Origin of the sequence: Acidicapsa dinghuensis (genome assembly GCF_025685685.1) — a bacterium.
In the GTDB taxonomy this organism is placed as follows: Bacteria; Acidobacteriota; Terriglobia; order Terriglobales; family Acidobacteriaceae; genus Acidicapsa; species Acidicapsa dinghuensis.
This window is the reverse complement of record NZ_JAGSYH010000005.1, coordinates 331,101-344,199: the sequence shown is the minus strand read 5'-3', so window position 1 is coordinate 344,199 and position 13,099 is coordinate 331,101. Positions and strand designations below refer to the sequence as shown.

Annotated in this window: 5 protein-coding genes; 1 reads left to right on the top strand and 4 read right to left on the bottom strand. The window is 54.9% G+C overall.

The genetic code is table 11. The features are described 5' to 3' along the window. Window positions 1–13: 13 nt before the first annotated feature. Together OHL22_RS16330 and OHL22_RS16325 are read right to left on the bottom strand one after the other, a co-directional pair. Entirely contained in the window at window positions 14–3,409 is a 3,396-nt protein-coding gene (locus tag OHL22_RS16330; protein ID WP_263339620.1) for a glycosyl hydrolase, read from the bottom strand. A 300-nt stretch (window positions 3,410–3,709) separates the two neighbouring features. Further along, a complete protein-coding gene (locus OHL22_RS16325) occupies window positions 3,710–5,971 on the bottom strand; it encodes a Tex family protein (protein ID WP_263339617.1) in 2,262 nt (753 codons plus the stop codon). A 205-nt stretch (window positions 5,972–6,176) separates the two neighbouring features. Here OHL22_RS16325 and OHL22_RS16320 point away from each other — a divergent pair, with 205 nt between their 5' ends. Then, complete coding sequence (locus tag OHL22_RS16320; protein ID WP_263339616.1) at window positions 6,177–8,555, top strand: glycoside hydrolase family 95 protein; 2,379 nt, start codon at window positions 6,177–6,179, stop codon at window positions 8,553–8,555. A 198-nt stretch (window positions 8,556–8,753) separates the two neighbouring features. On the opposite strand, the gene OHL22_RS16315 is transcribed toward OHL22_RS16320, so the two are convergent. Together OHL22_RS16315 and OHL22_RS16310 are read right to left on the bottom strand one after the other, a co-directional pair. Then, window positions 8,754–11,198, bottom strand: a complete 2,445-nt coding sequence (locus OHL22_RS16315) for an ABC transporter permease (RefSeq protein ID WP_263339614.1) — start codon at window positions 11,196–11,198, stop codon at window positions 8,754–8,756. A 310-nt stretch (window positions 11,199–11,508) separates the two neighbouring features. Then, window positions 11,509–13,026, bottom strand: a complete 1,518-nt coding sequence (locus tag OHL22_RS16310; protein WP_263339612.1) for a serine hydrolase domain-containing protein — start codon at window positions 13,024–13,026, stop codon at window positions 11,509–11,511. Window positions 13,027–13,099: the final 73 nt, after the last annotated feature.

Genomic DNA, 13,099 nt, shown 5'->3' with positions numbered 1-13,099 from the left:
GCCGGGTGGTTGATTACTTCGAGGTTTCGGCTCGCACCACGGTGACTGGTCCAAGCAGGCCTGAGGGCAGAAGCGGCGAGTTGGCTTTGTATGGCTTTACATCGGCGTACGTGTACTTTGTTGCGCCTGGTTGCTGATCGCCGATGAGACGGTTGACCCATGCGTTGATGACTTTGATGTTGAGCTGGTTGGCTCCTGGTTTGAGGATGCCGGTGACGTCGACGCGATAGGGTGTGTGCCACACGACACCGAGGTCTTTGCCATTGACAGTGACTTCAGCGAGATTCTTCACATTGCCCAGGTCGAGATAAAGGTGATCGCCTTTGGCAAACCAACTGGCTGGCGCCTGGATGCTCTTGGTGTAAGTGCCGATACCGGAGTAATACTTGACGCCTGCGTCAGAGTTATCGCTCCATGAGGCGAGTTGATCGAGTGTGATGGAGTCAGGCGCACCCATATCATGCTTGAATGCAATGGTCCATGGCCCGGAAATATCGCCTATTTTGGTTTCCGCAACGGCAGGTAGTGTGAGCGCCTCTTGATGCGCGGGTTTGCGGAAGACAACAAAGACGGTGCCCCAGGGTTCAAGGTCGAGCGGCACAGTGGTACGGCCATCGGCGATTCGGTATGAGGTTGGTCTGGTCGCTCCAGATTCGGCATACCAGAGTTCAGGTGTTTTACCGGTGATACGGAAGGTTGCATCGACGGATTGAGGTTTGTCTCCACGATTGTCCACGAAGTAGACATCGCCATCGGCGAGCTTGCGATGAACGAAGAGCAATGGCTGATTGGCGTCTGCTTTGTCGTAGTCGAAATCGGGAGAGAGGTTCATGGAGTCGAAGACATCGCGGAGTTTTTCGCCAGCGTAGACTTTGCCCTTACCGACGGTATGGACTCCGGTACCGTCGCCGAACAGTTCTTCGCTGAGTTGATGGAATTCTCCCTGATTGTCTGCTTGGCTGGGATCATCGATTGGTTTGGGGCCAGCTACGGTTGCACCCTCTTCCACGAGTTTGTGAATGGCGCGTAGGACTGGCAGAGACATGTGGCGGCTGTAGGGATCGAGCGCGAGCAGCTTGTAGTTCATGCCGCTCTTGGTTGTAATCCCGTCGCCGTTGACGGAGAGCTCATGAATGAGTGCGTCGGCATTGATGTAATCGAAACCATAACCTGCTGGGATATCAGGTGCGCTGCGGTCGAAGATGGCAGTGAGGTTCGAGTCTTCGCCATAGAAATAGATCAGGTCTGCACCGAAATGGCCCTGCTGTAGCAGGTAGCTGGTGCGGGCGAGATAGCTGATCCATGACTTTGCCTGTTCTGCCCAGGTTTCATTGCGGTTGAACCACTGGCCGAATGGCCCCAGCGTGAGGCCAGGTGCAGTGTGTGGCGCCACGAGCGGCTGATGGGCAGACTCGTGAATGACGAATCGATTGATGCCGTTGAGGAATTCCTGGTCGGCGGTGGGCTTGAGCGTTGCGGGCGACCAGGCCCATGGTGCTGCGGCTGCGGTCATCGATTCGGCAGCGGCGATGTTTTGACCATAAATGTGAGCGACGGAGGCAGATTCGCGATCATCGGCGTTGTATCCGTAGGTGATGTTGTTTACGCCGGGAGATTGAGTCCACATGGCGCTCATGGGGACTTCGTTGTATTTTTTGACCTCCATACCGTCGGCGACGAATGCACGGCCGCCTTCGTGCGACTCGCCATAATGGCCCATGCCGCGTTCATGTAATGTCTCCTCTAGCTGGCCGTAGTGTTCCGTCGAGATGAGGTCGGCGATGGTCTTGCGGAAGTCCCAAAGGAATCGGTCGCTGGCTTCTGCACTCTCAACGACGCGGCCTGTGAGCACCGGCATGAAGGGAGCAGGATCATAGCCGCGCAGACGCTTGAACCCCGCGATCATATCGTCGGTCCAGTTCTGCGAGCCAGCTTCCCAACTGTCATTGATAACGTACTGAATGCCGCGCTTGCCCATCTCATCGGCGCCGACTGTTTCTTTGTAGCTGTCGAGGTACTTTTCGAAGTAGTCCTTTACGTAGCCACGGTTCATCTTGTCGACTTCAAGACCAGTGGCCTCTGCGGTCGCGGGGTGATTTGTGATGCCGAGCAGAGAATAGCCAAAGCGAAGAATGACCCAGTTGCCGGGTGGAGGAGTCCAGTCGAGATGCCCGTCTTTATCCATCTTCGAGGTGAGATCGATTACGTTCGAAGGAGAGATGGCTTCGTTGGAATCAATGTGTGGCGTAGCAGCGTGATAGAGATCAGGCACTGGAACGAAGGCTGCTTTTTCCTGCCAGTGATTGACGCGTGGGCCTGGATGCAGGACTAGCTCGGCAATCTCATAGGTAGTAGGTTTTGGCGGCAGTTTGATGCCGAAGGAGGAAGGATCAATGCCTTGAGCCCAGGCGGGTATGGGCGGCGGCGGAGTGCGCCTGAAGGTGACACGGAAATACTTTGCTGTTACCGCGGGAAAGGAGATTGTATGTTCGGGTGCATTTGTATCTTCGAGCTTTGCGACAAGATGCCAGGTTTGCCCATCGTCGCTGGCCTCAAGATTTTTTTCAGGCGAGGAGGTGCCCGCAACGATTGCTTGAATTTCTCCAAGGTCTTTCGTAGCGAAAGTTACGGCCTGAATTGATTGAGGTTTGGGGAATTCATATTGAATCCACGAGATCTGGTGTTCCGCTGGAATCGGGATTCCGGTGGTTTTTTCGAGGTCGCCATCGGTAAGCAATTTTTCGTCGATTTCATTGCCACTGGAGGTTATCTTGGCGTGCAGCTCTTCTGTGGAAGCATCGGCTGATGGGCGCCTGAAGGCAATGACGGCTGCGTCGGCGTAGTACTGTGGGAGTTTCGATTCGCCAGGATTGCCGAGATCGTCGTGGATGCTTTCGTCCTGGAACGCACCTGTGTCGGAAGGTGGATGAGACAGCGTGCCGCTGAATGGCTTGCCACCCTCGACTTCTGTCTCGCTCCAGACATACTTCTTCATGCCAGCTTTGCCGGGTACCCACGGGCCACCGGATTCGCTCCAACCTGGTGAGCCGGCAATCGCCATTTCCATGTCGAATTTGTCACCGAGCGTGATGGCGTACTTGAAGGCGTCTTTCCATTCAGGCGTCATGTAGGCGAGGCGCTTCTTAACGACCTGAGGTGTTTGCAGTGCAGCGTCGAAGTTCTGGTAGCCGGCGAGGCCGATGCGGTGCATCCATTCGAGATCGAGCTGGATGCCTTCCTTGGTGATGTTGCCGTTCATCCAGTGCCACCAGACGCGGGGGCGTGCGGATTGCGGTGGATCTTCAAAGCCCTTCTTCAGAGGATCAACAGTGTTTTGCGCCAGGGAAGCTGTACCGACAAAACATAGGCAAAGACTGGCTGCGGAAAGACGTTTCCATGCGCTGCTCATACGAGAGATTTCTCCGAAGAAGCTGGATTCGCACACGACTGTCAGGCGCGTGCACGGAGCGTCAGGCAGATTCCGTGGAGTGCTATGACTAGCCAGCGTGGACCAACCGAACTATAGGGAGGGAAGAGAAGGGATGTCAAGAAAATAAATAGTTTTCCTATTGGATTGAAATGTGAATTAAGAGGCTTGATACGCAGAGGAGATCCGTCCGGGTGGCAGTTATCCGCGCTTAAGAAAGAGGGTGCGGCAATTGCGAATACGATTGGTCATGGGATCGTATTCGCAGTTGCCGCGATGCTGCTAGGCGCGGGTGCGCCATTTGTTGGCGAGTATGGCGATCTTATCGTCCACAGTGATAGCTGGCGGAGCTGCCTGCTTTTTAGGCGCAGGTTTTGACGCAGGTACGGTAAGAGCTTTAATAGAAAGACTGATGCGTTTGGTCTTTGCATCCACGCTCAATACCTTTACCTTGACGATCTGCCCTGTCTTTACCGCCTCCGATGGATCTTTGATGAAGCGATTCGATAGCTCGCTGATGTGAACGAGTCCGTCTTGATGTACGCCGATATCAACGAAGGCGCCAAATTTGGTGACGTTGGTGACGACGCCTTCGAGCACCATGCCAGGCTGAACGTCGTCGATAGTGTGCACCTCTTCATGAAAGCTAGGTGCGACAAACTTATCGCGTGGGTCACGGCCAGGTTTGCGCAACTCGGCGAGGATGTCATCCAGAGTGAATGCGCCTGCATGAAGCTGGCTGCGGTTTACTTTTTCGAGAAGCTGCGGTTGGCTGATGATTTCCTGGAGTGGAGTCTGTAGCATTTGCGCAATCTGTTCAACGATTGCGTAGGACTCTGGATGTACAGCGGTCATGTCGAGCGGATTGTCGCCATTGCGAATGCGCAGAAAGCCTGCTGATTGTTCGAAGGTCTTGGGGCCGACGCCGGGCACATCCATGATTTGCGTACGCGAGCGAAAGCTGCCGTTCTGATTGCGGTGGCTGACGATGTTTAACGCTGTGCGTTCGGTGATGCCGGCAACATGGCGCAGTAATGTCCAGGATGCGGTGTTCAGATCGACGCCAACGCGGTTGACGCAGCTTTGCACGACGCCTTCAAGGGAGTCGGCGAGCTGGCGCTGATCCACGTCATGCTGATACTGGCCAACGCCGATGGATTTGGGATCGACCTTGACGAGCTCAGAGAGTGGGTCCTGCAGGCGGCGCGCAATTGAGATGGCTCCGCGAACGGTGAGGTCGAGGTCAGGAAACTCCTGTCGCGCGACTTCGGATGCAGAGTAGACGCTGGCGCCAGCTTCGCTGACGGTGACAGAAAAGATATCGGCGATGCCCTTATCGCGAAGGAAACCGCGAACAAATGCGTCAGTCTCGCGCGACGCTGTGCCGTTGCCGATGGCGATGGCGCGAATCGTATGCTTGCGCAGGAGTGCTTCGAGCTTGGGAGCGGCTTCGGCATTGCCTTGCTTTGAGGTGTGCAGATACAGCACATCGTGCGCAAGCAGCTTGCCGGTTTCATCGACTACTGCGATTTTGCATCCTGTGCGCAAGCCGGGATCGATGCCGAGGACTGCGATAGGGCCAGCGGGCGGAGCGAGCAGCAGATTGTAAAGATTGTCGCGGAAGACCTGAATGGCCTCTGCGTCGGAGCGGCGCTTAAGTTCAAGACGAATCTCGCCCTGGATCGATGAATTGAGCAGGCGTTTCCACGCATCGTCGATCGAGAGATCAAGCTGAGGAGTCCAATCACCTTGTTGCCTTAGAACATTGCGGCGAATGAGAGCGAGCGCTCTCTCTTGCTCGATGTCAATGAGGAAATAGAGTACGTTCTCGCTTTCGCCGCGGCGTATTGCGAGCATACGGTGCGACGGGATCGTCTTCACTGGCTCTTTGTACTCGTAATACATCTTGAACTTTTCCTGCTCATCGATGGCATCGATTACTTTGCGGCTGATGACGATACCTTCATCAAAAACAAGCTGGCGCAATGCTTTGCGCAGGTCCGCGTCTTCGCTGATCAACTCTGCAACGATGTGGCGCGCGCCTTCGAGCGCTTCGTCCACGGTGGCAACGCCGAGATCGGTGTTGATGAAAGTTGTGGCGAATTTTTCCAGCGGAGTGTCCGTCGCTTGCTGCGCCCAGAGATAGGATGCAAGCGGTTCGAGGCCTTTTTCGCGCGCGATGGATGCCTTGGTGCGGCGCTTGGGCTTATAAGGTAGATAGAGATCTTCGAGCTCGTTGCGGTCCAGTGTCGCTTCGATGCGCGCCTTCAACTCGCCGGTGAGTTTGCCTTGTTCACCGATGGAAGCAAGGATGGTTTCGCGGCGGTCTTCCAACTCGCGGTAGTAGGCGAGCTTTTCTTCGATGGAGCGAATCTGGACCTCGTCCAAATTGCCTGTTGCTTCTTTACGGTAACGCGCGATGAACGGAACGGTGCCACCATCGTCGAGCAGTTCGATTACCGAGACGATGCCGCGAAGAGGAAGGTTAAGCGTTTGTGCGATATGAAGAAGAGTTGCCTGGGAGAGAGTTTTCTTGTCTGCCATCGGTGGTCCATGTTCATCGTAAACGGTTGGCTCCGATTGGCAGTGATGCTGATGTGCAAAACGCGATCATGTTTTACAGGGCCTTTCTTGCCCGAAACATTGAGAAACTAGAAGGATTTTTCAACGCGACAGCTTCGGAATAGAGTCGGCCAGCGTGTACATTCGAGAAGAAGCAATAGATCTTTCGTCAAGCTCAAGGATATTCATGAAGAAACACGGATTTGTGATTGCGCTTTGCGCAGTTTTGCAAGGACACCTGTTCGCTTTTTCCGGAGCCCCAAAAGATTTGTTGCTATACCAGCAGCCAGCCGGCACATGGACCGAAGCGTTGCCGATCGGGAATGGAAGGCTTGGAGCGATGGTATTCGGAGGGACTGAGCACGAACGGCTGCAATTGAACGAGATCACTGTTTGGTCAGGTGGTCCGCAGCGGGATACGGACAGGAGGGATGCTTATAAAAGTCTTCCCGAATTGCGTCAGTTGCTTGCAGATGGTAAATACGATGTCGCAGAAAAATTTGCGAATGCCAACTTTAACAGTCCGGCGCCTTATACGGCTTCCTATCAAACGCTTGGTGATCTGACATACGACTTCACGCTGCCATCAACAAATATCTCGGAATATAGGCGGAGTCTCGATCTTTCCCAGGCGCTCTCTGAAGTTTCCTTTCAGTCCGGAGGCATCGTCTTTCATCGTGAGTCATTCGCATCGGCTCCGGCAGCAGCGATCATGCAGCGCTTTACCGCAGACCATCCGGGGTCTATCAGCTTTACCATGCATCTCTCGCGTATCGAGCGTGCGCACACCAGAGCGCTTAGCCCTCACGAGATTGAGATGGATGGAGATACAGGAGGCGTGCTACGGTATCGTGTTTTGGCCAGTATCCGAACGCATGGAGGTACAGTACAGAGCACGCCCGATGGAGCACTGCACGTTATCGGTGTAGACAGCGCGGAAGTTGTGCTTACTGCAGCAACCAACTATGTTCTGGACTACGACGCAGGTTACACGGGAGCGAATCTCGATGAGGCAGCCAAGCATATGTCGGCCGACATGCTTTTGCCTTACGACATATTGCGATCGCAACATATCTTGGACTTCAGAAAGTACTATGATCGCGTCTCGCTGCAACTTGGTCCGTCGAGCGATAAGCCAACAGATGAGCGCTTAAAAGAGTACGCTGCGCAACGTGATCCGTCGATGCTGGCGCTTGTTTACGATTACGGACGCTATCTGCTGATCTCGTCCAGCCGTCCGGATAATCCGCTGCCAGCCAATTTGCAGGGGATATGGGGTGATGGATTGACGCTGCCATGGCTTGGGGATTACCACACCAACATCAATGTAGAGATGAATTACTGGCCGGCTGAAACTGCGAACCTGAGCGAAATGCAGCTTCCGATGATTCATTTGATTGAGAGCCTGGTTAAGCCCGGAGAAAAAACCGCTCGAGCCTACTATGGTCCGCAAAGCCCGGGATGGGTAATGGGATATACGACGAACGCCTGGGGATGGACCTCGCCCGGCGAAGAGTTGCCATGGGGAGTATGGTTTGGAGCAAGCGCGTGGGTGACTCAGCACTTGTGGGAGCATTATGCCTTCACACGCGACCTCGGCTATCTTCGGCAGGCATATCCAACGATGAAGGGAGCCGCGGAGTTCTGGATGGCGAACCTGGTGGAGGGACCAGATGGCAAACTCATTGTTTCGCCATCCAGTTCTCCGGAAAATGGTTTTCGCACAGACAGGGGGATGGTCTCTGAGATCGACGCCGGTGCGACGATGGATCGCGAGCTGGTGTGGAATCTGTTGAACAATGTTGCCATGGCCTCGTCACAGCTTGGCGTCGATGCTGAATTCAGAGAAAAAGCGCTGACTATCCGTGATCGCATCGAGCCGCTTCATATCGGGCGCAATGGGCAGTTGATGGAGTGGAGTGGTGACTGGGACGATCCGAACAGCCATCATCGGCATATCTCACATCTCTTTGCGCTTTTTCCGGGAAGCCAAATATCGGTAACGGAGACCCCGAAGCTCGCGGCGGCTGCCGAGGAGACTTTGCGTGAACGCGGCGACGAATCCACTGGATGGGCGCTGACCTGGCGGGCCAATTGCTGGGCTCGTCTGCACAAAGGAGACCGCGCACTGGATCTGCTTTCCAACCTTCTTCACTATACGAAGGAAAACGGCACGAACATGGAAGATGGAGGAGGGTTATATCCCGATCTTTTCGATGCACATCCTCCTTTTCAAATTGACGGGAACTTTGGCGCGGTTTCTGCAATGAATGAGATGTTACTGCAGAGCCAGGATCAATATGTCGATCCAACCGCGACTCATCGGGATCGCTACTACATTGATCTGCTCCCGGCCCTGCCTCAACAATGGAGAACCGGCTTAGTTCGTGGTCTCCTCGCGCGTGGGGGATTTGAGGTCAGCGAGCAATGGGCAGATGGAAGGCTAGTGAGCGCAGCTATTACGAGCAGGGGTGGAGTTGCGGCCATCATTCGATATCAAGGGCGTCAAGTTAGTCTTACGTGGAAACAGGGTGAAACGATCAAACTAGACGGGAATTTGAAATAAGGCAAAGTTTTGTTTAAGAACGACTACACAATATGGTTCCGCGATTCCATGCCCCAATGAGTGCATTGGCGATTTGGCACTGATCTCGACACGTTACTAGCGAGAACGGCGTTTCCCGTTACTTACCTGTAGCAAATCACGAACGTGGACGCATTGAGGTCATTGGGGCAGGAACGAAACGATGCGAATCAATGCCTGCTACAGCGATTTCAGTGCCCCCATCGGGTCCACACTTGCGGCTTTTTTTGCAGGAAGTAAGCAAGCAGCGAGTGCGGCCAACAGAAGCAGGACACTTACGCCAGCAAGAACCGGATAGTCAATCTTCGCGACATCGAAGAGCACACTCTGCATGCCGCGACCAATGAAATATGCTCCGCAAAGCCCGATCGCGAGGCCGATGCAAGCCAGCAAAGCGCCTTCCTTCAAAATCATGAAAATGATTCGTCCGCGGTCGGCTCCGAGCGCAAGCCGTACCGAGATCTCGCTGGACCGTTGCGCCACCGCGAAAGACATCACCCCATAGATACCAATGGTTGCCAGTAGAAGCGCAGCACCCGCGAAGATCATGCAGGCAATCATGGCGTCGCGGGTACCTCGTGTGGCCTGTGCCCGTGTCTGATCCATGGTTTCCATGTTGCGAAGAGCGATGACTGAATCAACAGAGTGGATAGCCGAAGCAACGCGTTTGGAGACGGCTGCGGGATCGATGGCGGTGCGTACGGCAATGGTGGTGACAGGCCAGGGAATCTGCGCAAACGGGATAAGGATCTCAGGGGAATCCTCTTTCTGAAATCCGCGAACATTGCGCGTGACGCCGACAATGCGCCAATCGACGGCCGGACCGAGCCTGGCTACTCCAGGGACAAGCTGCTCCATCGATATCTTCTGTTTTAGAGGATCGGCACCGTCAAGATATCTCTTGGCGAAGTTCTCGTTCACGATGGCCACTCGAACCCCATCAGCCATATCGTTTTCATCGAAGGCACGTCCGCGCTCGACAGGAATTCCAAAGGTCGAGAAATACTCCGGCGTAACCAGATTGAGACTGGCGCTAGGACGTTGCGAAGGGTTGCTCGGTGCGGGTCTACCTTCAACCGTGAAGGCCATACCGAAGATATCTCCAAAGAGAGGATTGCCGGTGCTGATGCCGATCGAAGAGACACCAGCAACGCTTTGAATGCTCGTAACAATACGACGATAGTAAGCAAGAATCTGCGCCGGCTCACTTGGGCGGTTGTCGGGCACACGCATCGAGAAGGTTAGGATATGGTCGGTACGAATGCCGACTTCGGCATGGATACGATTGCGGAAACTCTCCATTGCAAATCCCGCGCCGGCGAGCAGCGACAAAGCCAGCGCAAACTGGCCACAGACCAAAATGCGACGCAGACGCTGCCGCACCAAGCTGGTTCCCGAGTGGCCATCTTTCAGTGCCTCATTCGGGTCGACGCGCGCAGCAAACCAGGCCGGAGCATAACCGAAGAACATGCCGGACAGAGTGGTAACAGCTATCGTAAAGACAAGCGCGATCAGATTGATGTGCGGGCTGGCCTGGTTGGCCGCGAGTGCGAACTCGGGATCCATATGGATTGCGTATCGCAGAAGAGCATAGTCCAAGGCCAAACCCAGCATCCCGCCAGGAATGGCCAGGGCGAGACTCTCACTGATCATTTGCACAAAGATCGTCCACCTCGTCGCGCCAAGGGCGATGCGAATAGCAACCTCCTTTTTTCTTGATAATCCGCGAGCCAGCAAGAGATTCGCGATGTTCACGCAGATCATGAGCAAAACAAATCCGACGGCGGTGAAGATAAGCCAAAATGTGGTTCTCGCTCGCTCAGGCACCTTTTGCAGCGGAGTCAGCAGCACGCCGAAGCCTTGGTTGGTCTTCGGAAAGGCGCGAGCAAGATTCGCGGCAATGCTATCCAGGTCAGCCTGTGCCTGCACCTGCGTAACACCGGGCTTCAACCTGCCGTGTACCTGCAACCAGTGATAGCCATGGTTGTTCTGTTCGGGCGTAAATACGAGCGGAACCGTGATCTCTCCCGCCCTCGTATCGACAAAGCCACCCCGTGTCACGCCGACGACCGTGTAAGGCTCTCCGTCGATCCAGATGCTGGATCCGATGATTTGAGGGTTGCCGCCGAGGCGCTGCCAAAGCGCATGTGCCAGGATGACGACATGGCCCTTCCCGGGAGTTCCTTCCTCGGGAAGGAAGTCGCGGCCCATGAGAAACGCGGCAGGACCGCCCAATTCGTTGTAGTAGCCCGGAGTGGCTCGCATGCCCTGAATGTTCTCCGGTTGATCGCCCGTAGAAAGATTGAACGTGTCGCCCGCCATGGCCGTCATATGCTGAAAAGTGTGGTTCTGCTCCCGCCAATCGAGGAAGTCGGCTGCAGAGACCGGGTTCTGGGAGGCATTGATCTCTGACGTCACGACCATCAACTGACCTGGGGCCGGATACGGCAGGGGCGTAAGGGTTGTGATGTAGCCAATCGTGAACGTCGCGGTAAGAACGCCAATACCAATAGCCACGGAAAGTAAGACGGTGAGGCTCATGCCTGGCATCTTCCTCGATGCCCGAAACGTGTGGCGAAACCCTTCCCGCAACAACCGAGATTTGAGATTGCTGGACGATGACATCGACACACCTCCACTCTAGGATCCAGAATTGTTAGCTAAAGAGCAGATCAGTTGCCAGAATCCGTGCCTCGGGCCGTTGATTTTTCAAGCCTAACTAGCCAAGTGGAATCTGGTCACGTCCGAATTCGCTAATTGCTGTTCGCAAACGGACACCTGGTCATTGTCTCCAGCCGACTGGAGCGTGGTATTGCAACCTGGCAACTTTACCTGCTTAAGCGGCTACTACTTTAATTCTAAGGTTGAGATGTCTTGTTTTCGCCCAGACCGAGGTGGGGCGCAATGGTACGAGTTATCTCTCCCAGGGCTATGTTCAAGCGGACGCTCGCTTCAGACCGAGAACGTAGGGCAGCGTCACCGTTTTGGAGTCCGTTGCGAGAATTCTGCCCACCAGCTTTCCTTCGTGCGGAATAAGTTTGAGATTCAGCGTCTTCGCTCCGGTGCGTATTACATCAGGGGATTCGATCACACCAGTGGACGTTCCTGTGAACCCTATCCCTTCTAAATGCATTTCGATGATCTTCTCCGCAGGTTTCTGACCGAGTTGCAGCGTGGCCGAGTCGGAGGATTCGATATGCAGCCGTACTTGCATCTGCATACCGTCGTTAGTGAGGGTTCCTTGCCAGTGGCCGCTCAATTCAGGTGTGATAACGAATGGCGACGGCGAGGGCCCACTGTTGTCTTCCGGCTGACGCCATTCAGGTAAGTAACTGGAGAGTATTTCATTGCATATGCTCTGACATAGCTCATCCCCGTCTGATCGATTGGTCAAGACCAGGCATGCAAGATCTTCCGCCGGGACCATACGGAGAGCAGTCGCAACACCTGGCTGGCCACCGCCTTTGAAGAGGACTTGCTCGCCGGACTTCAGATGTTGGGTGAACCAGCCGAACGTGGTTGCGACGCCCGAAGGACCAACGAAAACCGGCTTGTGAAGTTCTTCCATCCAGCGGTCGTCCAGAATCCGCGCTCGATCACGATTGTTCATGTTAAACATTGCGAACCGCGCGAGGTCGTGAGCGCTGGCATACAGCTCTCCGGACGCAGGCGTCGCAGTTGTGTAGTACGGGATTGGGTTTCCCGAGGAATCGTAGCGCGCCGCACCAGTTGAAAGCCGCGTAACATCGGTGTCGAAAAAGCTGTCGTCAAGGCCAAGCGGCGTTAGGACCCTCTGCGTGATTAAAGGTCCGATCTCCACCCCTGTCAGGTTCGACGCGATGGCACTAAGAGCGGCGAAGCCAATGTTGCTGTATTCATAACAAGACCCTGGCGGGTACGCGAGGCTTCCGTATTCTGCGAGAAGCGCCTCAGAACTGAGAGCGAGGTTGGCTTCGTTGCGATCGTACATTGCAAACATCTTGGGAAGTCCGCTCACGTGCGCCCCTAGCTGCCGCACTGTTGCGACGTCCGCGTTTCCGTTCGTGCCAATGATCTTGCTTTTCGCAAGATATTTATTTGCGGGATCGTCCAGAGAGAGTTTGCCTTCTGCAACGAGGGCCATGAGCATCGTAGTGGTGAATGGTTTGGTGAGGGATGCCAGGTTGAACGGCGTACGCGAAGTCGCCTTTACGGCGGCCTCGCGATTCGCCCATCCGAAGCCCTCTTCCCAGATGATTCGACCTTTGTGCACAACAGCGACAGCCGCTCCGGTGGCTGATCCAGCCGCGATTTCTTTCAGAATTCTCTCCCGCACAGGGCCAAAGTCGCGTTTGTCAAGCCGTGGGGCGGAATAGCCCGCCCTATTCCTACCCTGCGTCGAAGCAGGCAGGATGCTTGGGATCGATGCGAGCGCCAGAGCGCTTAAGAACTCGCGGCGTGTTGTATAAGTCATCTACTCACTCCTGAAAACTAAATGACGCACAAGATGTCAGTACCATCTCTGGTTCGCCCGCCAAGGATAGGTC